19 protein-coding genes are annotated in these 25,112 nt (G+C 49.6%); 5 read left to right on the forward strand and 14 right to left on the reverse strand.

Annotation, left to right across the window (positions count from 1 at the left end; translation table 11 throughout):
• Window positions 1–56: 56 nt before the first annotated feature.
• From IJG50_05500 to IJG50_05565, 14 genes are all read right to left on the reverse strand, one after another.
• Window positions 57–1,886 carry an ABC transporter ATP-binding protein gene (locus tag IJG50_05500; GenBank protein MBQ3379307.1) on the reverse strand — a complete coding sequence of 610 codons (1,830 nt, stop codon included), beginning with the start codon at window positions 1,884–1,886 and terminating at the stop codon, window positions 57–59.
• Window positions 1,887–4,001, reverse strand: a complete 2,115-nt coding sequence (locus tag IJG50_05505) for an ABC transporter ATP-binding protein (protein ID MBQ3379308.1) — start codon at window positions 3,999–4,001, stop codon at window positions 1,887–1,889.
• 102 nt (window positions 4,002–4,103) lie between these two features.
• The gene (locus tag IJG50_05510) at window positions 4,104–4,643 is read right to left on the reverse strand and encodes a MarR family transcriptional regulator (GenBank protein MBQ3379309.1); all 540 of its coding nucleotides are present in this window, start codon (window positions 4,641–4,643) and stop codon (window positions 4,104–4,106) included.
• A gap of 157 nt (window positions 4,644–4,800) precedes the next feature.
• Complete coding sequence (locus IJG50_05515; protein ID MBQ3379310.1) at window positions 4,801–5,631, reverse strand: hypothetical protein; 831 nt, start codon at window positions 5,629–5,631, stop codon at window positions 4,801–4,803.
• Between the two features lie 14 nt (window positions 5,632–5,645).
• Window positions 5,646–6,383 (reverse strand): 16S rRNA (uracil(1498)-N(3))-methyltransferase, encoded by a 738-nt coding sequence (locus tag IJG50_05520; GenBank protein ID MBQ3379311.1) that lies wholly within the window; start codon window positions 6,381–6,383, stop codon window positions 5,646–5,648.
• An 86-nt stretch (window positions 6,384–6,469) separates the two neighbouring features.
• Window positions 6,470–7,438: a 50S ribosomal protein L11 methyltransferase gene (gene prmA, locus IJG50_05525; GenBank protein MBQ3379312.1), complete on the reverse strand. Its 969-nt coding sequence runs from the start codon at window positions 7,436–7,438 to the stop codon at window positions 6,470–6,472.
• A 75-nt stretch (window positions 7,439–7,513) separates the two neighbouring features.
• On the reverse strand, window positions 7,514–8,845 hold the full coding sequence (locus tag IJG50_05530) for a 4-hydroxybutyrate--acetyl-CoA CoA transferase (GenBank protein MBQ3379313.1): 1,332 nt from the start codon (window positions 8,843–8,845) through the stop codon (window positions 7,514–7,516).
• A 92-nt stretch (window positions 8,846–8,937) separates the two neighbouring features.
• Window positions 8,938–10,272 carry a 4-hydroxybutyrate--acetyl-CoA CoA transferase gene (locus tag IJG50_05535; protein MBQ3379314.1) on the reverse strand — a complete coding sequence of 445 codons (1,335 nt, stop codon included), beginning with the start codon at window positions 10,270–10,272 and terminating at the stop codon, window positions 8,938–8,940.
• 107 nt (window positions 10,273–10,379) lie between these two features.
• Window positions 10,380–11,711, reverse strand: a complete 1,332-nt coding sequence (locus IJG50_05540; GenBank protein ID MBQ3379315.1) for a 4-hydroxybutyrate--acetyl-CoA CoA transferase — start codon at window positions 11,709–11,711, stop codon at window positions 10,380–10,382.
• Window positions 11,712–11,761: 50 nt separating this feature from the next.
• Complete coding sequence (locus tag IJG50_05545; GenBank protein MBQ3379316.1) at window positions 11,762–13,090, reverse strand: 4-hydroxybutyrate--acetyl-CoA CoA transferase; 1,329 nt, start codon at window positions 13,088–13,090, stop codon at window positions 11,762–11,764.
• 25 nt (window positions 13,091–13,115) lie between these two features.
• Window positions 13,116–14,447, reverse strand: a complete 1,332-nt coding sequence (locus IJG50_05550) for a 4-hydroxybutyrate--acetyl-CoA CoA transferase (GenBank protein ID MBQ3379317.1) — start codon at window positions 14,445–14,447, stop codon at window positions 13,116–13,118.
• Window positions 14,448–14,477: 30 nt separating this feature from the next.
• Complete coding sequence (locus IJG50_05555; GenBank protein ID MBQ3379318.1) at window positions 14,478–15,812, reverse strand: 4-hydroxybutyrate--acetyl-CoA CoA transferase; 1,335 nt, start codon at window positions 15,810–15,812, stop codon at window positions 14,478–14,480.
• 252 nt (window positions 15,813–16,064) lie between these two features.
• A complete protein-coding gene (locus tag IJG50_05560; GenBank protein MBQ3379319.1) occupies window positions 16,065–16,802 on the reverse strand; it encodes a hypothetical protein in 738 nt (245 codons plus the stop codon).
• A 79-nt stretch (window positions 16,803–16,881) separates the two neighbouring features.
• Window positions 16,882–17,613 carry a hypothetical protein gene (locus IJG50_05565; GenBank protein MBQ3379320.1) on the reverse strand — a complete coding sequence of 244 codons (732 nt, stop codon included), beginning with the start codon at window positions 17,611–17,613 and terminating at the stop codon, window positions 16,882–16,884.
• Between the two features lie 167 nt (window positions 17,614–17,780).
• Here IJG50_05565 and IJG50_05570 point away from each other — a divergent pair, with 167 nt between their 5' ends.
• From IJG50_05570 to IJG50_05590, 5 genes are all read left to right on the forward strand, one after another.
• The gene (locus IJG50_05570; GenBank protein MBQ3379321.1) at window positions 17,781–18,164 is read left to right on the forward strand and encodes a GntR family transcriptional regulator; all 384 of its coding nucleotides are present in this window, start codon (window positions 17,781–17,783) and stop codon (window positions 18,162–18,164) included.
• Window positions 18,161–19,057, forward strand: a complete 897-nt coding sequence (locus IJG50_05575; protein MBQ3379322.1) for an ABC transporter ATP-binding protein — start codon at window positions 18,161–18,163, stop codon at window positions 19,055–19,057. Before IJG50_05570 ends, IJG50_05575 begins: the two co-directional genes overlap by 4 nt.
• Window positions 19,035–21,236: an ABC transporter permease gene (locus IJG50_05580; GenBank protein MBQ3379323.1), complete on the forward strand. Its 2,202-nt coding sequence runs from the start codon at window positions 19,035–19,037 to the stop codon at window positions 21,234–21,236. Before IJG50_05575 ends, IJG50_05580 begins: the two co-directional genes overlap by 23 nt.
• A gap of 577 nt (window positions 21,237–21,813) precedes the next feature.
• Window positions 21,814–23,154, forward strand: coding sequence for an MFS transporter (locus IJG50_05585; protein MBQ3379324.1), 1,341 nt, complete (start codon window positions 21,814–21,816; stop codon window positions 23,152–23,154).
• 525 nt (window positions 23,155–23,679) lie between these two features.
• Complete coding sequence (locus IJG50_05590; GenBank protein MBQ3379325.1) at window positions 23,680–25,029, forward strand: MFS transporter; 1,350 nt, start codon at window positions 23,680–23,682, stop codon at window positions 25,027–25,029.
• Window positions 25,030–25,112: the final 83 nt, after the last annotated feature.

Consider the following 25,112-nt stretch of genomic DNA (forward strand, 5'->3'; position numbering starts at 1 on the left):
TATATAAACATAATATCAATATTATCGAGCTATTTCAAGTGATTTTAAAAAAAGTGTTATTTTGTTGTTTTTAGATCTTCTCCTGCGAACTGCGCATTATACAGCTCGTAATAAAATCCTTTCTTTTCCAAAAGCTCTTTGTGCGTGCCCTGCTCTATGATATCGCCCTCATTCATTACCAGTATCATGTCGGCGTCGCGTATCGTGGAGAGACGGTGCGCGATAATAAAGCTTGTGCGCCCCTTCATAAGATTATCCATCGCCTTCTGTATAAGCGCCTCGGTGCGCGTATCTACGGAGCTTGTCGCTTCGTCCAATATAAGTATCTTAGGATCGGCCAACACGGCGCGCGCTATCGTCAAAAGCTGCTTTTGTCCCTGCGATACGTTTGACGACTCCTCGTTAAGCTCGGTATCATAGCCTTGGGGCAGCGTCATGATAAAGTGATGCGCCGAAGCTGCCTTTGCCGCGTTTTCCACTTCTTCGTCGGTCGCGGTAAGCCGTCCGTAGCGTATATTCTCACGCACGCTTGCGCTGTAAAGCCACGGCTCCTGAGTTACCATGGCAAACTGTGCGCGAAGGTCTTTTTTCTTAAATCGCGTTATATTCTCTCCGTCAATAAGTATCGCGCCGCCGTTTAACTCATAAAAGCGCATCAAAAGATTTACTACCGTAGTTTTGCCCGCGCCCGTAGGGCCTACTATGGCCACCTTCTGTCCTTTCTTTATATTTGAGGTAAAATCCTTTATGATGATCTTGTCCTTGGAATATCCGAAACGCACATGGTCAAAGCTTACATTGCCCTGTGTTTTTGACGCATCGGCGGGCTCGGCGTCGTCCGGCGCTTCCTCAGTCTCCTCAAGAAACTCGAATACGCGCTCTGCGGCGGCTATCGTCTGCTGTATCACGTTTGAGATGTTTGCAATTTGCGAAAGCGGCTGCGTAAAATTCTTCACGTATTGTATGAACGCCTGAATGCTGCCGACCGTGATGCGTCCCGTAATTGCGAAGTATCCGCCCATTATCGTTGCGGCCACATATCCGAGATTGCCTATGAACATCATTATCGGGTGCATAAGTCCCGACAAGAACTGCGATTTCCACGCCGAAGTATAAAGCTCTCCGTTTAATCTGTCAAAAGAATCCGCCGACTTTTTTTCCGCTCCGAAAGCCTTTACTACTACATGGCTCGAATACATTTCCTCAATATGGCCGTTCACATGGCCGAGATAGCGCTGCTGATCTGTGAAGTATTTTTGAGAACGCTTTACTATAAGCATCATTACAAGCGCCGAAAGCGGTATTATGCACAGCGTCACTATCGCCATAACGGGGCTTATCAAAAGCATCATTATGAATACGCCTACAAGCGTTACTATCGATGAGATTATCTGCGTAAGGCTTTGATTTAAGCTGTTCGTTATGGCGTCAACGTCGTTCGTTATCAGCGAAAGCACCTCGCCGAAGTTTTTGCCGTCAAAATATGAAAGCGGCAGGCGCGATATCTTATCGGATATGTCGCGGCGAAGATTATACGTCACCTTCATCGAAACCGACGACATGAAAAAACCCTGAAGATATGAAAACAGCGCGCTTAAAAGATATATCCCTATAAGCAGCAAAGCCGTTTTTATTATCGCCTCAAAATCTATGCCTCCCGCTCCCTGCGCCATGAGCATAACGCCCTCGTATATGCGCGTAGTGATAGTGCCAAGTATCGCGGGACCTATTATGGTGAACACGGTGGATGCTACGGAAAATATTACGACCGCAAGCAGCATCAGCTTAAAGTCGCTCATGTATTTTATGAGCTTCTTTAACGTTCCCTTAAAATCCTTCGCGCCGCGCCCGTGCGGCATGGCTCTCATCGGTCCTCTTCCCTGCATTTACACCGCCTCCGTTCCAAGCTGAGATGCGGCTATTTCGCGGTATACCCTGCACGACGCCATAAGCTCGTCATGGCGTCCCGCGCCGACTATCCTGCCCTCATCGAGCACGAGTATCTGGTCTGCGTCCATTATCGTGCTTATCCTCTGCGCTACGATTATTACCGTTGCTTCCTTAACGTAACGTTTCAGCTCGGCACGAAGGCGCGCATCCGTCTTAAAATCGAGCGCGGAGAAGCTGTCGTCGAATATATATATCGGCGCCTTTCTGAGTATTGCGCGCGCTATGCTGAGTCTCTGGCGCTGTCCGCCCGACACGTTGGAGCCGCCCTGAGCTATAGGAGAAAGTATGCCGTCGTCTTTTTTATATACGAACTCCGCCGCCTGGGATACCTCTACGGCGCGCTGTACATCGTCTTTTGACGCGTCTTCTTCTGCAAATTTAAGATTGGATTCTATCGTGCCCGAAAAGAGCAGTCCCTTCTGCGGCGCATATCCTATCTCACGCCGAAGCTCGCTCTGCTTTAAGTCTCTTACGTCAACGCCGCCCACCTTTACGGCTCCGGAGCTTACGTCGTAAAAGCGCAGTATCAGGTTTAACAGCGTCGTCTTTCCGCTTCCCGTTGCGCCGATAATGGCTGTCGTGCGTCCCGGATACGCCGTAAATGTTATGTCGCTGAGCACATCATGTCCCGATCTCCCGTATTTAAATGAAACATGGTCAAACTCTACTACGCCGCGCATATCCTTTATCATCTCTTTCGGCGTATCGCAGTCCTTTATGCCGGGCTCCTCCTTTAACACTTCGTATACTCTGTCGCCCGCAACGCTTGCGCGCGGCACCATGATGAACATAACGGATATAATAAAGAACGACATTATTATATGCATGGCATACTGTAAAAACGCCATCACGTCGCCCACCATGAGCTCTCCGGTGTTTATTCTTCCCGCGCCTGCCCAAAGCACTAAAAGCATGGTAAGATTCATAATGAGCATCATCATCGGCATCATAAATACCATTACGCGGTTTATAAAGAGATTTGTCTTTGTAAGAGCCGCGTTGGCTTTATCAAAGCGCTCATGCTCGAACTCCTCGCTTCCGAAGGCGCGCATTACGGTAACTCCCGTCAGATTTTCGCGCGCAACGAGATTAAGCTTGTCTATAAGCTTCTGAATTATTTTGAACTTCGGCATCGCGATAAAGAATATGATTATTATCATAGCGATGAGTATGCCAACCGAAAGCGCGACTATCCACGTCATTGAGACGCATCGGCTCACTACCATTATTACTCCGCCTATGCCCATTATCGGCGCGTAGATCATTATGCGCATGGCCAGCGTCGTAACGAGCTGTATCTGCGTTATGTCGTTCGTCGTGCGCGTTATGAGCGACGCCGTAGAGAATTTGTCAAATTCGGCGTTTGAAAAGCTTTCGACCTTATTGAACAGATCGCGCCTTAGATCTCTTGCAACGGCGGAGCTTACGCGCGACGAGAAAAAGCCCACCCCTATCGCCGCCGCAACGCCCAAAAGCGAAACGAGCAGCATTACGCCTCCGCTTTTATAAATAAAGCTCATCTGCGCCTTATCAGCGTCGCCCCCTGCGCGCGTATAAATCGCACGCACCAGGGTAACGGCATTCTGCTCGCGCACCGACTCCTCGGCCTTTGCCGCTTCATCGGCCGCCGCGAGCACACGCGCCATATCGCTTACATCTGCCGATAAAAGCACGTCGGCGTCTTTGTTGTCTTCGCTTTGCGAAAGAACGGTGAGCGTCTGCGCCGCAAGCGATACGGTGCGCTCTACGGCTTCTGTATCTGCTGTTTCCTTTAAAATATATATGCCGGCCTCGTTATCGCTTTTTTCATAGGAAGCTGCCAAGACCTCGGAGTCTTTGTCTGAGCTTACGCTTAAAATAAGCTTTAAAGCCTCTTCGTCTATGCGCTTTGGCGCAAACGACTCTACGCCTGCGCGCTGTATTCCCGTATTTACGATATTTGCCATGTAATTAGGCAGATTTAAGTCGCACATCGCCTGTGTAAACAAAAGTATGAGCGACAATATGATAAGCCCTATATAAGGTTTTAAATATCCTGTAAGTTTAAGCATATACCCACTCTCCCGTGGTGCAGATTATGAAACATCTTAATAATTATTTCAAACAAGGCCTAAATTGTCAATATGACTTTTAATTACAAATGTTTTTCTCTCTCAGTCCGCAATAAGCTTTTCAAGCAGCGCTATCAGCGTGTCTTTTTCGTCCTCCGTTAGGCTTTTGCAAAACTGTGCCGCTGCCTTCTGGCGCTCGTCTGCGACCTCGTACGCGCGTGCGCGCCCCTTTTCGGTAAGCACGATAAGCGTAGAGCGCTTGTCCTCGGGATTTGCCCTGCGCTCGATATAGCGGTCGCTTTCCAGACGGTCTATTTGCTCTGAAAGCGAGGACGGGTTTATCCCCAGCTCCTTTGCTATATCCTTTTGACGCATGCCGCCCTCACCCGCGTCGAGAAGTATCATAAGTATGAGCTCCCGGTGGAAGAACGGCGCGGACGGCCTGTGGCCGAAGGGAGGATGAAATCCCGGAGGCGGCATCTTGTGTCCGAGCCTTTGTGCAATATGCGGCGGCATCTTGTGCATACCGTGCGGCGGCATCTTGTCCATAGGCGCGTCGTATCCGGCTAAAATGCCCATGCGCGCCTTGTGCCCCGTTTTTCTCAGCTTTTCAATTATTATCTGTTCCTTTGTCTTTGCCACACATATCTTCCTTTCAATATATTTAATTCGGTACCGAATTAAATATATAACGTATGCCCTGTCGCGTCAAGTGGTTCGGTCCCGAATTAAAAGATTCTTTACAAAATACGAAATGCGCCGGAAAACGAATGTTTCCCGGCGCAGAAGCCGTCAAATACTATTTCTTCATCATGACATAAGTATAATATATAAACATTATGAACCAGAAGCCCGCAAGCACGAATATGCCGTAAAAGAGTATCTGCGAATAGAACAGCGAAACTATAAGGCAGGCTGCAAATATAGCCGGCGCTATGAAAAGAGGAGGGTATGACGCATTTTGCGACGCTATGTGCTTAGACGTCTTCGATTTTGTCAGCCTTCCCTGATTCTTCTTCGACAGCGCTATGATGACGCATTCTATAACGGCAAGGGCGATAAAGATTATCAAAAAGCCTGTTTCGAACGATTTAAGAGCCGATGAGAACGACCCATCGACGCCCGCTGCCGCAAAGCTCAAACGATACATAAAGTAAAGCAGCGCGCCGCCTATCGCCGTCGTGAGAGATACCGTGAAGAACTCTCTCATATACAGCTTGTATATCATGTATATAAGGAACCACACGGGAATAACAACGTACATGACCTTTATCGCGGACACATCGTACTTGTATATGAGCGCCGAAGCCGCGAAGAACACGATGAACGTGGCAAGCGCATTGCCGCCCGTTACGATCTTGTACTCCTCGTCCGTCTTTCTTACGCGCCGCACGATGAAAAATACGAGCGAGGCCGCAAGCAGCGCCGCCGAAACGTAGAATATGACCTTTATCGCCGCAAATCCCATTACGATATTGGTTATCCCCGTTATCGAATTGTAAAGGAACATCAAAATGAAAATATACGCGACCGATAAAGCCAGAAGCGCAAGCAGTCTCGAACCTATGACGTTTTCCTTCCTCTGCTTTTCGTCTTCAACGATTATTTTCTTCTCGCCTCTTCTCGCCAAGAATATCCTCTCCTTTATAAGTTATGCGTGATATGCATGATCACGGCCTGTACGGCCAGCGCCGCCGTTTCAAGCCGCAGTACGCGGCTGCCGAGTCCCGCGATGTGCGCGCCGTGCGACGACGCGTATTCGGCCTCTGCCGGTGAAAATCCGCCCTCGGGCCCCACAAAAAGCGCCGCGCTCTTCACACCGCGCGCGACCGCGTCGTCTACGGCGCCGTTTTTCTCCTTTTCGTGAAGAAAGACGACCGTGCCGCATCTTTCGGCCTCTTTTATCGCCGCTTTAAACGTAAATATGCCCGAGACCTCCGGTATTATTCCGCGTCCGCACTGCTTTGCCGCCTCGCGCGCCGTCTTTTGCCACTTATCAAGCTTCTTTTTGACCTCGCGCGCGTCCTTCGGGCATTTTGCCACACTGTTCTCGCCCTCGAACATAACGACGCGCGAAACGCCGAGCTCCACCGATTTCTGTATTACGAAATCGGCCTTATCTCCCTTCGGGAGCGCCAAAAACAGCGTAAGCGCAAGCGACGGTTCTGCCGTATTCGCCCTTTTTTCAAGAATATCGCAGACCACGATCTCGCGCGTGATTTCGGAGATCCTGCAGGTATAGTCGCTTTTCATGCCGTCGCACACCGTTATTACGTCGCCCTTCCTGTGGCGCAGCACCTTCGTTATGTGCGAAACGTCGTCCGTATCTATTATTATTCTGTCGTTTCCTATTTTAAAAGGTTCCGCAAAGAATTTCGGCAATGAAAAAACTCCTGTCTTCATGCATACAGCTTATTATACTAAACCGAATATGATTTGTCTATATTTTTATCGCCGCTTCGAAAATTTCACTTTTCCATCACAATGGCGCACCAATCGGAAAGCGAGCTCTTTTTGATGACAGCAAAGCCCGTATTTTTAAGCATCTGTTCCACCTCGTCCGCGCGCTGAGAGATAAGCCCCGAAACTATGAGCGTGCCCCCCGGCTTTAAGAACTCAAAAAATCTTTTTCTCATGGCGATTATTACGTCCGCGACGATATTCGCCGCAACAACGTCGTATCCGCCGCCGATGGCGCGGCAGAGCGCCTCGTCCTCTAGGATATTGCCGAAATACGTTGTAAAGCGTTCCTTCGGTATGCCGTTCTTTACGGCGTTCTCAAGCGCCGTTTTTGCGCTGTGCTCCTCTATGTCGACGGCGGTGACTTCGCCCGCGCCCAAAAGCGCGGCCGCGATGCCTAAAATTCCCGTGCCGCAGCCCATGTCGAGCACTCGGTCGCCGGGGCTGACCGTATCCTCGAGCGCCATAAGGCAAAGCTTTGTCGTATGATGCGATCCCGTGCCGAAGCTCGACGCGGGGTCTATCTCAAGTATTATCCTGCCGTCTGAGAGCGTGCATTCCTCCCACGAGGGCTTGACCGTAAAGCGGCGTCCCACGTCAAACGGCTTGAAATACTGCTTCCAGTTGCCGTCCCAGTCCTCCTCGCGCACGTTTGAAAGCTCTATTTCAAGCCTTCCGTACGCGCCGCTTTCGTCGCTTTCCTTTAAAGCGCGCACCTCACCCGATACCGTGTCGAGCATTGCCTTTCCCTGCGCGTCGTTCGTAAGATAAAGCTTTACCTTCGATTCGGCATCCGACATCGTACGCATAAGCTCGTCGTCCACGTAGTCCCAGCGCGGCGTCGTCTCCTTTAAAAAGTCGCGAAAATCCTCGGCATCCTCGATTACGAAGCCCTGTATGCCCGCCATGATAAGGCGGGCGGTGAGTATCTCTATGCCCTCGGTCGAGGTATATATTACAGCCTCAATAAAATCCATTTTAATTCCTTTCCGCTGTGAGCGACCGAAAGAAAAGCGGCTTTCGCCGCGTTTTCTTGGTTTTTCGTTTAATTCTTATAAAAGCCACAGACGCTTCGCGTCCTCCTCAAGCTGTGCTCTGTAATCGGGATGCGCCACGTTTATGAGCGCACGTGCGCGCTCGCGAAGCGTAGCGCCGCGAAGAGCGGCGATGCCGTATTCGGTGCATACGAAGTCGACGTCGTTTCGCGAAAGCGATACTACCGCGCCTTCGGGATGTACGGACTGTATATTCGATATGCGCTTTCTCGAGCCGTCGGGCTGCTTTATGTCGCGCGTTGAGTGAAGCGCGATTATCGAGCGGCCGCCGTGCGATTCCTTCGCGCCGATTATCGTCTCGGTCTGACCGCCCGTGCCCGATATCTGGCGCGTCTGGATGGCCTCGGAGCAGCACTGTCCCATCAGGTCGACCTGAAGCGTCGTATTCACGGATACGAAGTTGTCGTTTCTTGAAACTACCTCCGGCAGGTTTACATAAGCCACAGCCAAATGGAGTATGTTCATATTGTTGTCAACGTAATCGAAGAGCTCCTTCGTGCCCGCCGAGAACGAGGTGACTATCTTGTTTCTGAAGTAATTTTTTCTTCTGTTCGTAACGGCGCCGCACTCGCAAAGGTACATAAGGCCGTCGTTAAACATCTCGGTATGTATGCCGAGATCCTTTTTATGCGCAAGCTCCATCGCGCAGGCCGACGGTATGCCGCCTATACCCAGCTGTATCGTGTCGCCGTCGTTTACCATTTCCGCGATGGCCCGGCCTATCTGCCTGTCGATCTCCGACGGATTGGGCTTCTGCGCGTAGAATATCGTCTTTTCGTCGGAATTGTATATCGCCGTAACCTCGGAAATGTGAAGATGAGTATCTCCGAACGTGCGCGGGCATGCCTCGTTTACCTCAACTATGATCTCGTCGGCGTATTTCTGCCACATTCTCGGCGCAAGGCCGTTCGTAGCGGTGGAAAAATAGCCGTGCTTGTCCATCGGAGATACGGAAACTACCATTCGCCTTATGGGGCGGTTAATGCGCTTTAGGTGATATATAACGTCCTTCGCGGAATTGCGAAGATGTACGGGCACGTACGCGGAGCGTCCCTGCGTCTGAAGCGGAGAATAATTGCGGCCGAAGAAGGTGCTCTCAACGTGTGCAAGCTCCTTATATTCGGGCTCGAAGAACTTGGGCGTGAACGTAATGTTGCCCATCTGCACGCAAAGCCCCTTTACCTTGCCCTGCGCCTCGTGAAGGCGCTTTAAAAAGGTCTGTGGCTCGGCGCTGTTGTTTATGATGGTTATATACTCGCCGTCCTCGAGCATCTCGTAGACGTGCTCGATGGTCGTGAGCTTCTTTTTATACATATCCTGATACGTCATTTGATATCATTCCTATATTCAGATTTTTTTATTTCGCCATTTGGCCGCGTGCTGCCTGCCGCCAAATGCCGAACATAGGTTCGTCTGCCATTTCAGATGAGCCAGAGCCGCTTTGCCTGCTCGGTAAGCTCTTCTCTGTAATCGGGATGCGCGATATTTATGAGCGCCTGCGCACGTTCGCGAAGCGTTGCGCCGCGAAGCGCCGCCATGCCGTACTCGGTGCATACGAAGTCGACGTCGTTTCTCGTAAGCGATACTACCGTACCAGCGGGATGAACGGGAATTATCGTAGAGATATACTTTTTCGAGCCGTCGGGCTGCTTTATCCCGCGCGTCGAATGGAGCGCTATGACGGAGCGGCCGCCGTGCGCCTCCTTTGCGCCGATTATCGTCTCGGTCTGTCCGCCCGTGCCGGATATCTGCTCCGTGAGCACGGCCTCTGACGAGCACTGACCCATAAGGTCTATGGCGAGCGTCGTATTGACTGAAATTATATTGTCGTTCTTTGAAAAGTTCGCGGGATGGTTCACATAGAGCGCGTCAAGATGAATCATGCCGGGATTGTCGTCCACAAAGTCGAATACTTCCTTTGCGCCTGATGAAAACGCCGCTACGATCTTATTTTTAAATAAGCTCTTCTTTTTATTCGTTATGGCGCCCGCGTTATAAAGGTTCATAAGGCCGTCGTTGAACATCTCGGTATGTACGCCGAGGTCGCGCTTATTCACAAGCCCGTTTGCGCATCCCGAAAGTATGCCGCCGATGCCTAACTGTATCGTGTCGCCGTCATGCACGAGATCGGCGATCATGCCGCCTATCTCTTTGTCCTCGTCCGTAGGAGGGGGCGAGGGATAATAATTTATCTTGTTGTCGTGCGAATTATAAATGTAATCGACCTCGGAAATGTGAATATAAGTATCTCCGAAGGTGCGCGGGCAGGCTTCGTTCACTTCAAGTATGACCTTGCAGCCGTAAGAAAGATACGTGCGCATCGCAAGGGCGCACGAGCCGGAACAGAAGTATCCGTGTTTATCCATGGGAGTGACCGCTATTATAACGTAGTTCATGGGACGGGATATCTGCTTCAGATGATATACCGTATCGACGCCTCTGTTCCTCAGATGCATCGGTATGTACGATGCACGCCCGCTCCTTTGCAGGGGTACGCGTGTTCTCGGAAAGAACGGGCTTGAAAAATCGCATAGGTCGGCATATTCGTCCTTATATATCTCAGAAAACCGGATCGTGGTGAAGGTGGCCTGAATATGAAGATTCTTTCTCACGCCCTTGAGCCTGTGCAGAAACGTAAGAAACGTTCTCGGCTCCGCGCTCGACGTAAGACAGCAGATATAATCGCCGTCGTTTAACATCGCGTAAACGTCATCCAGCGTTCTTAGTTTCTCACGGTACATTTCCTCGTAGCTCATGGCTGCATATTTCCTTTCGGGCTTTAAGCTTTGAATTTTTTTACTGTAAGGTACATTTTTTTGGCGGCGCGCGGTGCGCGCCGCCAAAACGTAAGGCGTATTTTAAATCAGAGGAGCCAGAGTCTCTTAGCCTGCTCTTCAAGCTCTGCCCTGTAATCGGGATGAGCGATGTCTATCATTGCGCGAGCGCGCTCTCTGAGGGTCGCGCCGCGGAGTGCAGCTACGCCGTACTCTGTAACAACGAAGTCAACGTCGTTTCTCGTAAGGGAAACAACGGTGCCCTGCGGCTGTACGGGGAGTATGGTGGAAATGCGCTTCTTCGAGCCGTCGGGCTGCTTTAACTCACGGGTGGAGTGGAGAGCGATGATGGACTTGCCGCCCTTCGATTCCTTAGCGCCGATGATAGTCTCAGTCTGGCCGCCCGTACCGGATATCTGGTTCGTAAGAATAGCCTCTGACGCGCACTGACCCATAAGGTCTACCTGGAGCGTGGTGTTTACGGAGATAACTTTGTCGTTTCTTGCGAATACTTCGGGGCTGTTTACGAATGCGACCTGAAGGTGGAGTACGTTCGGGTTGTCGTCGATGAAGTCGTAAACGTCCTTCGAGCCTGCGGAGAACGAGGTCACGAACTTGTTCTTGAAGTAGTTCTTCTTCCTATTCGTGATAGCGCCGTTCTTTGCAAGGAATACGAGACCGTCGTTGAGCATCTCGGTGTGAACGCCCAGATCCTTCTTGTTTACGAGCTCCTCGGCGCATGCGGACGGGATACCGCCGATACCGAGCTGTACGTTGTCGCCGTCGTTAACCATCTCGGCGATCATCTTGCCTATCTGTCTGTCCTGATCCGACGGCGGGATCTTGGGGAGATAGTTTATCTTATTGTCTTCCGAATTGATTATGTAGTCGACCTCGGAGATGTGGATGTAAGTATCGCCGAAGGTACGCGGGCAAGCCTCGTTTACCTCAACTACGATCTTACAGCCATACTCAAGGAACATACGCATAGCCATTGCCGTGGAGCCGGAGGTGAAGTAGCCGTGTTTATCCATCGGAGAAACGTCGAGTACAACGTAGTTTATCGGCTGGCCGATGTGCTTTAAGTGATATATAGCGTCCTTACCGGTGTTGCGAAGGTGCAGCGGGATGTAGAACGCGCGGCCCTGTCTCTGAAGGGGCGTGAAGTGACGCGGGAAGAAGGAGCTTACAAAGTTGCCTATCTCGGAATACTCTTCCTGGAATACCTGTGCCTTTAAGCTGGTAAGACCCATCTGGAAGTGAAGATCCTTTACTTTTCCCTTTAATTCATGCAGATGTGCGAGAAACGTTCTCGGCTCTGCGCTCGAATTGAGGCAGTAAATGTAGTCGCCGTCCTTAAGTAACGAATAAACGTGGTCCAACGTCGTAAATTTCTGCCTGTACATTTCCTCGTAGCTCATTATTTAATCCTCCATTATAATAAATCTGTTAATATTTTTTATAAAACGTGTTATATAAGATACCATCTTTTAGCTTCCCAAAGAAGCTCTGCTCTGTAATCCGGGTGAGCAATATTTATGAGCGACAAAGCTCTTTCCTTGAGGCTCGCGCCTCTGAGCGCCGCCATGCCGTACTCGGTGCAGACAAAGTCTACGTCGTTTCTCGACAGCGTGACCGGAGTCCCGTAGGGAAGCGTCGGAACAATCGTCGATATACGTTCCTTTGTGCCGTCGGGACGCGCAAGCATGCGCGTGGAGTGCAGCGCGATCACAGCGCGGCCGCCGGGCGATTCCTTTGCTCCTATCGTCATGTCCACCTGACCTCCGGCGCCGGATATCTGCATTCTTCCTACAGCCTCGGACGCCGTCTGTCCCATAAGGTCGACCATAAGAGCCGCGTTGATCGCGACGAAGTTCTCATTTCTCTTAGCAACCCACGGCGAGTTCGTAAACGTGGAGCTAAGGTGCAGCACACCGGGGTTGTTGTCGATATAATCGTACGTTTCCTTGCAGCCCTGCGTAAAGGCGGTCACTACTATATTGGGAAAGTAATTCTTCTTCCTGTTCGTAACCGCTCCGGCATTGATAAGATCCACAAATCCGTCGTTCAGCATTTCGGTATGTATGCCGAGATCTTTCTTATGCGTAAGCTCCGAAACGCAGGCCGACGGTATGCCGCCTATGCCGAGCTGGAGCGTGTCGCCGTCGTTTACTATCTCGGCTATCGCCCTGCCGATAAGCCTGTCTGTCTCGGACGGCTGTACTTTCGGCGGGTAAAACAGCTTATGATCTTCGCTTTCGTAGATCATGTCTACTTCCGATATGTGAAGATAAGTATCTCCGAACGTGCGTGGACACGACTCGTTTACTTCGACTATAACTCTGTCTGCGAAATCTATGATCTCACGATAATATCCGGCTGTGGAACCTGTCGAGAAGTATCCGTGCTTATCCATGGGCGATACGGAGAAGATAGCGATATTCATTCGCTGTCCGTTTCTCATCAATCTGAGTGGGGGCTCCTGTCCCATATAGCGAAGATGCATGGGTATAAGCGTGACCATTCCCGACTCGTGCAGCTTTCTGTAATTCTTGGAAAAGAAGCCGCTCTCTATCGAATAGAGGTCATGATATTTCTCGTCGAACATCTGCGCCTGACTTGTAAGCTGGTTGAATTGGAGAATAAGGTCCTTTCGCTTGCCGTGCAACGTGTGAAAGTGATTGAAAAACGTCAGCGGCTCACACGACGCGGTACCGCAGAATATGTAATCTCCGTCCTTTATCGAATCGTATACGCCCTCAAGCGTCTTTAATTTTTTTAAATACTGCTCTTTGTACATCTTTCCTCCGTTCCGCGGCAGCTCTCTACATGAGGTACCACTTCTTGGCTGCTGCCGTAAGCTCTTCTCTGAAGTCCGGATGGGCAATATTTATAAGAGCGTTCGAGCGCTCCTTGAGGCTCGCGCCGCGAAGCGCCGCTATACCGTATTCCGTTACCACGAAGTCCACGTCGTTTCTCATAAGCGAGATGGCCGTTCCGCTCGGATGAACGGGATATATGTTCGATACGCGCTTTTTCGTGCCGTCCTTCTGCTTTAATTCGCGCGTCGAATGAAGCGCCACTATCGACTTGCCTCCCAAGGACTCTTTCGCGCCCACGGCCGTATCGGTCTGACCGCCTACGCCGGAGATCTGGTTCGTGCCGATAGCCTCCGACGAGCACTGACCCATCAGGTCTATCGCAAGCGTCGTATTTATCGAAACGAAGTTGTCGTTCCTCGAAATTATCGCCGGATTGTTTACGTATGCCGAACGCAGATGAAGGATGTTCGGGTTGTTATCGATATAGTCGTAAACATCCTTTGAGCCCATGGAGAACGTGGTGATTATCTTGTTTCTGTAGTAATTCTTTTCCGTGTTGGTGACAGCGCCCGATTTTAAAAGATGAACGAGGCCGTCGTTTAACATTTCTGTATGGATGCCTAAGTTCTTCTTCTTTTCAAGCTCTACGGCGCACGCAGTGGGTATGCCGCCTATGCCGAGCTGCAGCGTGTCGCCGTCCTGAACGAGTCCCGCGATCGACTTGCCGATTATGCGGTCGGTCTCGCCCGGTTCTCTTACGGGGAGATAAATTATCTTGTTGTCCTCGCTGTCGATTATCGTATCGACCTCGCTTATATGTATATAAGTGTCGCCGAAGGTGCGCGGATTGCTTTCGTTTACCTCGACTATGATGTGGTCCGCGTATTCAACGAGGTCGCGGATGTTTATCGCAGTCGATCCTGAGGTGAAATATCCGTGCTTGTCCATAGGCGATACGGTGAGCACCATAAAGTTTATACGGCGTCCCGTGTACTTATAGCGGTAAAGCGGATCGAGACCGGCGTTCCTTAAATGCATCGGCATGTAGGTGGCGCGTCCCGTCTTCTGAAGCGGGGTGAGGTATCTCGGGAAAAACAGGCTCTCAAAGCTTATGAGGTCTGCGTACTCGTCGTCGCATATCGTCTGTCTTTCGGAGGAAAGGCCGGCGTACATCACGAGGCCGTGAAGCTTGCCGCTCATCTCATGCAGATGACGCTTGAACGTCAGCGGCTCGGCGCTTGCCTCGCACGTCCAGATAAAATCTCCGTCTTTAAGCAGCGCATAGGCTTCGTCGAGCGTTTTTTTCTTTTTTTGATACTCTTCGTAGATTCCCATGTGTTTGCTTCCTTTATATTGAATTTTTTATTACATGAGGTACCATTTCTTAGCCTGCTCTTCGAGCTCCGCTCTGAAGTCGGGGTGAGCTATGCTGATAAGAGCCTTCGAGCGCTCCTTTAAGCTTGCGCCGCGAAGTGCAGCCATGCCGTACTCGGTGCATACGAAGTCTACGTCGTTTCTCATAAGCGAGATAACGGTGCCTGCCGGATGAACGGGAACTATGTTCGATACCATCTTCTTCGAGCCGTCGGGCTGCTTTAACATTCTCGTGGAATGAAGAGCGATTACCGACTTGCCGCCGAGGGATTCCTTCGCGCCTACCGCGGTCTCGGTCTGGCCGCCTACGCCGGAAATCTGGTTCGTACCGATAGCCTCGGACGCGCACTGGCCCATAAGGTCTATCTGCAGGCAGGAGTTAACGGAAATAACGTTGTCGTTGCGTGCGAACACCTTCGGGTTGTTCGTGTATGCAACGTCGAGATGGAGCACGTTCGGGTTGTCGTCTATGTAATCGTAAACGTCCTTCGTACCCATGGAGAACGTGGTGATTATCTTGTCGGGGAAGTAATTCTTCTTCTTGTTGGTGATTGCGCCGGCCTTTGCGAGATATACAAGGCCGTCGTTTAACATTTCGGTGTGAACGCCCAGATCCTTTCTTACTGCAAGCTCGCGTGCGCACGCGGTGGGGATACCGCCGATGCCGAGCTGGATGTTGTCGCCGTCCTTGATGAGGTCTGCGATCTGCTTGCCGATAGCCTTATCGTCTTCGTCGGGCTCTTTAATGGGCATATAGATTATTTTGTTGTCCTCGGAATGGATTATTGCGTCAACCTCGGAAATGTGAATGTAAGTGTCGCCAAAGGTACGCGGTGCGTTCTCGTTTACCTCAACGATTACCTTGTCTGCATAGTCCATCCACGTTCTGTGGTAGCACGCGTATGAGCTTGAGGTGAAATAGCCGTGCTTGTCCATCGGGGAAACCGCGAGCACGTATGCGTTTACGCGCTGATTGGTTATGTTCTTGTAGCGATATTCGGGGTCAACGCCGATGTTTCTTAAATGCGACGGCATATAGGTCGACATGCCCGCTCTCTGAAGAGGCGTTAAGAAACGCGCGAAGAACGAGCTCTGCACGTTCCACATGTCCGCGTACTTGGGGTCGTATGCCGGCACGTTTGCAAGCGCCAGGTTGATATGCATCGTAAGGTTGTGAAGCTTTCCGTGCATCTCGTGAATGTGCTTCAAAAAGGTCACCGGCTCCGCCGTTGCGGTACCGGCGTAGAACAGGTCTCCGTCCTTCAACATGCTGTACGCGCCTTCAAGCGACGTCAGCTTCTTTTGGTATTCGCTCTGATAGTCCATCTTTGCCCTCCGTAAATTTATTTTGTATAGTTATTGACAGTTGTTCTTATATCCCGCGTGAGCGCAGCGGCAAAAAAGCGGCGGGATACAATGCCATAATAAAGAGACGGCCATATTCCGGCACAGTCTCATACATTATAAAATATACCGTAATATGTCCGTCAAGTCAATACCGATATTGAATTAGAACGCTGATTTTTTTCATATAAAAAATTATGCATATTGCTGTGAAAACAAGCCTTGTTGCGCAGGTCATCTGCGTTCGAAAAGCGTCTCAAAGCTCGTTTTTCCCGAGGGTTTTATGCCGTTTACGATTATCTTCTTGTCATCCTCGCCCTTCATTATGCTCATTTCCTCGCCCTTTCTAAGCTCCGAAAGGAAGCGTATCACCATGCGCCCAAAACCGCGGTCAAAATCGTCTCCCGTGAACGTATCCGTTGCAAACGGCGCGTAGCAGGTGTTGTTCACGTGTCCCAAAACGTCCGTCTCGTTTCGGCGAACGACGCGCTTTTCGTATTCTTTAAGCTCCAGGTCGTGCTCTATCTCGAACGAGGGGTTCTTTACGGGGCACGGCGCGTCGGCAAATTCGCGTGTGAGCGGCGTGCTCAGATCCTCGGGATAAAGCGCGCGCCTCTCTTTCAGATCGACAGCCATATAATAATTAACCATTCCGAAAATGAGTCTGTCCTTCGAGTCCGTAAATCTGTAATTGCAGCGTATAAGGCGTCCTTTTGGCGGCGCCGGCCAATATTCGCCGTTTACGTACCCCTCGTAGTCAAGTCCTCTTTCGCCGAATTCGCATACGCTGTCCACCATCATAATGACGCGGCCGCTCTTCATAAGGTCGCGCACATAAAAGCCGTTCGTTATGCTCCACTCCTCCGCTATCGCCTGCGCGACTCTCAGACACGACGTCGGATTGAAGGAGCCGTCCTTCATGTAATCGTAGGACAAGGTGCTTATTTTTGACGTGTATATTTTTCCTGCCATATCTTCCTCCAAGCAAAAACTATAATAAATAATTATATTAAAAACCGGCGCTTTTGTAAACGATTATTGACAAACTATGTCAACGTCTTTCAAAATACGCCTCAAATCCCGTCTTTCCCAACGAGTTCATACCTTTAATATATATACGTTTTTCATCCGAACCCTTCATTATCGTGATCTCGTCGCCGCGTCTTAACTGCGCGCTGTAACGTATCACCATGCGCCCAAAGCCGCGCCGTATATCCTCGTCGGAGAACGTATCCAAAGCGTATTCGGCATAATAAGAGTTGTTCACGTGTCCCAGCGCATCCGTCTCGCCGCGTCTTACGATGCGCTTTTCAAAGAATTCGAGCGGCATATCCGCGTCTATTTTAAAAGAAGGGTCTTTTATCGGGCAGCGGTCCACTCCCTCTCTTAACGGCGTACCAAGATCTTTAGGATAGAGCGCCCGCTTTTCTTTTAAGTCCACTACCATGAAATAATTTATTATACCGAAAACGAACTCGCCCTCAGAATCGGTAAAATATCCGTTGTATTTTATGAAACGCCCCTCAGGGTCGCTTGCCCAGTACTCGCCGTTTACACAGCTTTCGAAACCTTTTTTCGACGTTCCAAACTCGCACACCGTATCCGCCATCATCAGAACGCGCCCCGTTTTCATCAGATCGCGCACGTAGAAGCCGTCGCCCACGCCCCACGCCTCGCCTATCGACTGCGCAATGCGCTGACATGACGCGGGCTTTATGGAACCGTCGGAAAAATAGTCGAATGAAACGGTGTTTATCTTTGCGCGCCTTATTATGCCTGCCATAATATCTTCCTCCCGTCAAATGAACGTCTGTTTATTGATATTATAATGCAACGCGCTGCCTTTTGTAAATAAATCAAAAAAACGCTTGACAAACGAGCCGTATGCATTTACAATACAACTGTACTACTCGTTATAGTACACCTAACACGGTAAAGGAGGTGCAGCGAGTGATAGACATTGACGTAAAAAGCCGTGTGCCGATCTATAAGCAGATATATACTCAGATAGAAACGCTTGCCCTTACGGGCATATACGAGCCCGGCAGCCAGATAATGTCCGTCCGCCAGCTTGCAAAGCTAATAGGCATAAACCCCAATACTATAACAAAGGCGTATTCCGAGCTTGAACAGAACGGCATAATATATTCCGTGCCGGGACGCGGGAGCTTCATATCTCCCGATTTAAAGGTAGTAGGCAAGGAAAAGCAGGAAGAAGTGCTCTCTGAACTTAACGCTCTCGCTCAGACGGCCGCATCTTTGGGCGTGCCCGAAGAAAGAGCGCTTAACGAAGTGAGGGCGGCGTACACAAATGCGAAAGAGGTGACAAAATGATACAGGCAGTAAGCGTAAGCAAGACCTTTCCGGGCGTAAAGGCCATAGACAACCTTTCATGCTCTATCAAAAAAGGCTCAATATACGGACTTATCGGCTCGAACGGCAGCGGCAAGTCAACGCTTCTTAGAATGCTTTCGGGCATATACAAGCCGGACAGCGGCCTTATAAAGATAGACGACAAGCCCGTGTTTGAGAATATATACAACAAAGGGCGCACGTTCTTTTTGTCCGACGACCCGTTCGTTATCTCGAATTATTCGATAAAGGACATGGCGCGCTATTATAAGATATTTTATCCGAACTGGAGCGACGAGCGCTTTTCAAAGCTTCTCGACGTGTTCAAGCTGCCGCCCAAGCGCCCGATAAAGAACTTTTCAAAGGGCATGCAGAAGCAGGCGGCCATACTTCTCGGCATGTCTACGCAGCCCGACTATTATTTCTTCGACGAGACGTTCGACGGGCTCGACCCCGTTATGCGCCATCTTGTGAAGCGTCTTTTAATGGAAGAGATAGCCGATCGCGAGGTCACTGTGATCATGACGTCGCATAACTTAAGAGAGCTTGAGGATATGTGCGACCACATAGGCCTTCTGCACAACGGTCATATCATCTTCGAGCGCGATATAGACGATATGCGTCTGTCTGTTCATAAGATACAGATGGCGTTTCGCGAGCCGCCGCCGAAGGAGGCGTTCGACAAGATCGAATATATGCACTTCGAGCAGCGCGGCAGCGTTATTCTCATGATAGTGCGCGGAAGCGAGGACGAGGTGATGGAGCGCATGAAGGCGTTCGATCCCACGATACTTGAAATGATCCCGCTTACGCTGGAGGAAGTATTTATATACGAAATGGAGGTGGCAGGCTATGACCTCGAAAAAATGCAGTAACGGCGCGCTCGTAAAAGAAAACCTGCGCCGCTTCTGGTGGGTGAGCGCGCTTTATTTCATCGCGCTGTTCTTTGCGATACCGTTTAAGCTTTTAGTATCGCTTCAAAGCATACAAAACGAGCTTTTGTGGGCAGTCGAGCGCGCCGCCGAGCAGGGCGTCAGAGTGTCCGATATATACACCTACAATCTTTTTAACTTCACGGGCGGAGCCGAGGCCGTCGCCTTTGCAATAATCCCCGTATTCATCGCAGGTCTTTTGTTCTCATACATGAACAAAAGAAAAAGCACGGACACCGTGCATGCGCTGCCGATAAAGCGCGCAAAGCTTTTGTCGCTCAACGCGCTTTCGGGCCTTCTTTTATATACGCTGCCGCTTATACTCACATGTGTAATAAGCGCGATAATAATAACGAGTTCGGGACTGTGGCTGTATATACCCGTGTCGCAGATGCTTCTGTGGCTTATTGAGTCGGTGCTGTATCTGTCGATATTCTTCGCCGTGGCGTGCTTTTTCTCGATCCTCTCCGGCAGCGTTATAGTGATGGCGATACTTACCTACATTTTCTCGTCGCTTCCCATGATATTCTACGCTGCTGTCACGGGCACGGCTTCGATATGGATGTACGGCTATAATATGCCCTCCGACGCGACCTTCTTTATGGACATATCGCCAGCCTTCTACGTGTTCAGAGGCGCCATAGACGGCGTGTACGCCCCGCAGGCGCTTCCCACGGTACTGTATATCGTATTTATCGCCGTGATGTTCCTTCTTTCGTGCCTGCTCTATCAGAACAGACGAAGCGAGAACACGACCTCGACGATAGCGTTCGGCGCGGCAAAGCCGATAATAAAATATATCCTTTCGATACTTTTCGCCGTGCTTTTCGGCTCCGGCATATATCTTATGGACTCAAGAAGAAACATCGTTTCGCTTATCGTGGGATATCTTGTCGGCGCGGCCATAGCGTACCTCGTTATACACGCAATTATCCACAAGGATATACGCGCCATAAAAACGGGCAGACGCGGCTTTATAGTGCTGCTCGTCATCGTGTTCGCAGGCTCCATGGCGCTCACCTTCGACGCCTTTGGATATCAGAAGCGTCTGCCCGAGCCCGACGAGGTAACGGCAGTATACTTCGACCCCTTCGGCTATCGGAATTCCGGCCCGCAGTACGGCACCGGCTACAAGACTCCCGAAAACAAGGAGCTTATATACAAAATACACCGCTCGTGCATCGACGCGAAGTTTGGCTCCAATTACAGCTTCACGACGGACAGAACGGAAAATCCCCCGCTCTACCGGCAGACGCCCGACACGCCCGAAAAATACGAAGTGGGCCAGTATTACTACACGATAAATACCGAGATAATATACGACCTTGGCGGCCGCGAGCTTACAAGGAGATATCTGCTCACGCCCGAGGCTTACGAAACGTATCTGCCCCGCCTGCTTGCAAGCGAGGAGGGAAAGCGCAACACCTTCGCAATACTTAACGAGGAGATGTTCGTATATCCCGAAAAGCTCTCCGTCGTTGACGTTTACGGCAATTCGCATAAGATTACCGACAAAAATCAGGCAAAGCTCATAATAGACGCGCTCAAGGCCGACGTTCTGGCAGATGAAACGCCGTTCTCTCCCGGGCTTCAGAAGCCGTCGATAGGCAGCATTGAATTTACCGCGCTGCTCGTCGATAAGAACGGCAAAAAGGTGAACGCCGCAGACGACGACGTCATCGTAGACTACGCGTACCCTGCGAGCGGATCCGTGGATGAAACAAACACGAGCTATCCCGTAAAATCCTACTATCATAATACTATTGAGGCGGCCGCTCAGTGCGGGATCGAGCTTTCGCAGATAAGCGTATCCGATATAAACCTTATACGCCTGTATGCGAATATAGATGCATTCACTCCCTTAAAGGGCGAATGGACGGATGAGGATTATAATAAAGAGAACACGGTAAGCATAACGGATCCCGAAGAGATAGCCCATGTTTACGGTGCGCTCAGAGAATATCCGCGCATGTCCGCCGCAAGCTTTGAAGAGGCCTTTTATCAGACGGAGGTCGTGACCAATGCGGGAGGCACGACGAATACGCTCTACTATCAGGTAGACGTAAGCGCCCTGCCCGACTTCGTCTTCGAGAGAATCGGGGTCGAGAACCCGAACAAATAATACGCCCATCCTTTCACCATATTTTAATATAACCCCGAAGAGGGCCGCGCAAAAGCGCGGTCTTCTTCACTTTTTGCGTATTTTGATATCGGTTGTTTTGCCATGTTCCAGGGGAGCCCGCCGAACAGGTGCGGCTCTCCCGGGGCTTTTTATAAAGGACAAAAGTATTATATCTGCTCGTCATATATGGTTATACATAAGGATACTTTATAATTATCTGTATATAGTTATAAAGTATTATTTTTTTATAGTCTTTTTTTATTATTTTTCCGCGCTTCTTGTTTCAAGAAATTCATAATTTCTTAATATTTAATTCTTTTATACGAGCGGTTTTTTGTTAATATTTACATATTAAGGGATATAAAATGATGCTTATTGTGGAAATTGTCTGAAAAAATATTGACATTTGCCCCCAAAGATAATATATTAAAGATAATAAAATAAGCATTGTGCATATATAAAAAACATGCTTTTTTATGGAAAAAAACATGTTTTCGGGGATTTATGGCATCGTTTGTAGGCGTAATCAACGCTTATTATACAATTATTTCATTCATTTTTTAAGGAGGGAATTTTTATGTCAGAAGCTTTAGCTTCAAAAGGCGTCAGCAGCGGCACCAAATGGCGCATCCTGTTGTGCATATTCCTGTTCTACTTCTTCGGCCTCGGTTTTACGAACCAGTTTTTCAACGTAGCTCTTAAGACCATGATCGAAGATATGGGCTGGAATGCAACTCAGGGCTCGTCCATCGCCAATGCAATGTTCATAGGAATGATCTGGTTCGTTTTCGTGGCCGGTATCTTCCTCGACAAGTTCAGCGTTAAGAAGATGTTCGTCGTTGAAATATTCCTCGTTGCGGTTGCATTCGCATTAAGAGGCGTGGCTCAGGGATTCGTATTCTTCTTTGCTCTGATGGTTGTTTACGGTGTGCTCAGCGCATTTTACATCCCCACGGTAATGAAGCTCGTTTCGCTGTGGTTCGACGGTAAGCAGATCGCTCTCGCGAACGGTATACTTACCTCCGCCAGCCCGGCAGGACAGCTCGTTGCAAACGTTGTCGGCTTCAAGATCGCGCTGGCAATCGGCGGCTGGAGAACGATGTACGTTGTGACCGGTATAATCATGATAGTGGTTGCACTTCTCTCTATCTTCCTCGTAAAGGAAAGAAAGAGCGAAGACGCAGCTTTGGCATCGGCAATACTCACGAAGGAAGACCTTTCGCTCGGCAAGAACATCAAGGGCGTTGCGGGAACTCCCAGCCTTTGGATCTACTGCATAGCAAACGGATTCTTCTTAGGCTTCGTTTATGCAATCATGGCTTACCAGAACTATGTATATCAGGCTGACCCCGGATGGGGCCTCGACCCGACCGTATCCGGTACCATACCGGCATTCTCCAACTGCGTATCGATGTGCGCATACACTATTGTACCTTTACTCTTCGCAAGACTCAAGATCCAGAAGTGGTGGGGCGTTGCGGCTATCTTCTGCGCTATCGGCGCTGTTACGCTCGTTACCATCATGTGGTGGTCCTACAGCTATGTTTACGCTTGCATTTCGATGGCCGTTTCCGGTCTGCTCTACGGCTGCTGCCTCCCGGCTCCGAAGGTTCTTATGCTTCAGCTCCCCGAGGTTTCCGGCCCGCGTGCAGGTACGGCAATGGGTATCTACACCACTTTGGAGCGCATATGCGTTGTTGTATTCGTCGGCATTATCGGTCCGAAGATCCTCGCTTGGGATCCTTCCGTTCCGGGCATGTCCCCGTTCGTTGGCAAGCTGCAGATGATGATGTACATTCAGCCTGTACTTCTTGCTCTTGCTCTCCTTGTTAATAAGAAGCGTTACGGCAACATCTTCGCACACGTTGCAAAGAAGGAAGGCTCGCTGGCCGCACAGCACGGCGCGGAGACCGATTAATGATCTTCGGTTAAAAACAAGAATGACATAATAAGCGTTTCTACAAAAAACGCGAGGGAGTCCGCCGAAAGGCGCGGCTCCCTCGCAGTTTTTTTGCTCTTTTTTTCGTAAATAAATCCTAATTCTTTTTTCGTATAAATGACCGTAACTATTGCTTAGTATTTTTTGATATTTTGTAGTATTTTATTATTATCGGAAAATATTAGTTTGTTCACCATAATTTCTTATAATATGTATTTATACTGTAATTATCTGTAATTATTATACTGCAGCACATTCTTAATTGTATTATAATGACGTTTTTTATGGATAATATATGGAAAACTATTGACATAACAGACTTAAAAAGAGTATATTAAGCATACAGAAATCTATATTTTATGCGAAAATCGCGTGATTCTATATGAATCATATGCTCATTTCCTATATCTTTCGGCAAAATTTTGGCAAAAAACTTAGTTTGTAGGCGTGACCAACGCTTATTATACAATTATATCATTCAATTTTTTAAGGAGGGAAATCTTTATGTCAGAAGCTATTGCTTCAAAAGGCGTCAGCAATGGCACCAAATGGCGCGTTATGTTGTGTATCTTCCTGTTCTACTTCTTCAGTTTAGGATTTACCAACCAGTTCTTCAACGTTGCACTTAACCCGATGATCACTGATATGGGTTGGGACGCAGCGCAGGGCTCCGCCATTTCGAACGCAATGTTCCTCGGTATGATCTGGTTCGTTTTCGTAGCCGGATTCTTACTCGACAAGTTCAGCGTTAAGAAGTTATATGTTTTGGAAATCTTCCTCGTAGGCGTGGTATTCGCATTACGCGGCGTAGCACAGGGCTTCATATTCTTCTATGTTCTGATGATACTCTACGGCGTGCTCAGCGCATTCTACGTTCCTACCTGCGTTAAGCTCATCTCGCTGTGGTTCGACGGCAAGCAGATCGCACTTGCAAACGGTATACTTACCTCCGCAAGCCCCTGCGGTCAGCTCGTTGCAAACGTTGCCGGCTGGAAGCTCGCAATGGCGATCGGCGGCTGGAAAACCATGTATGTTGTAACCGGTATCTGCTGCGTTTTAGTTGCAGTTCTCGCCATCTTCCTTGTTAAGGACAGAAAGAGCGAGGATGCGGCTCTTGCATCGGCAATACTTACGAAGGAAGACCTTTCCTTCGGCAAGAACATCAAGGGTGTTGCTTCAACTCCCAGCGTGTGGATTTACGTCATTGCAAACGGCTTCTTCGTAGGCTTCGTTTATGCTATCATGGCGTTCCAGAACTACGTTTATCAGACCGACCCGGGATGGGGACTTGACCCGTCAGTATCCGGTACCATCCCCGCATTCTCCAACTGCGTATCAATGTGCTGCTACGTACTCGTTCCTCTGCTCTTTGCAAGGCTGGGAATTCAGAAATGGTGGGGCGTTGCCGCAATATTCTGCGCTATCGGCGCGATCACGCTCGTTACCATCATGTGGTTCTCGTACAGCTACGTATACGCTTGCATTTCGATGGCAACGTCCGGTCTCTTATACGGCTGCTGCCTCCCGGCTCCGAAGGTACTCCTTCTGCAGCTCCCCGAGGTTTCCGGCCCGCGTGCCGGTACCGCAATCGGTATCTACACCACTATAGAGCGTCTCTGCGTTGTTATCTTCATCGCAGTCATCGGCCCGAAGATCATCTCCTGGGATCCGTCGATGCATGATGGTTTAGGTTCGTCCACGCTGGTTGGTAAAGTGCAGATGCTCATGTACATCCAGCCGATACTTCTTGCTCTTGCTCTTATTGTTAATAAGAAGCGCTACGGCAACATCTTCGCTCACGTTGCCAAGAAAGAAGGCTCGCTGGCTGCAGAACACGGTGCAGAAACCAATTAACAGTCTCCAATTAAGAACAGCAATGATATAATAAGCGTTTTCTACAAAAAAGGTTCGGCTGCGGCAAAATATTTTGCCGCAGC

The organism is Clostridia bacterium, assembly GCA_017405765.1.
GTDB lineage: Bacteria > Bacillota > Clostridia > Oscillospirales > RGIG577 > RGIG577.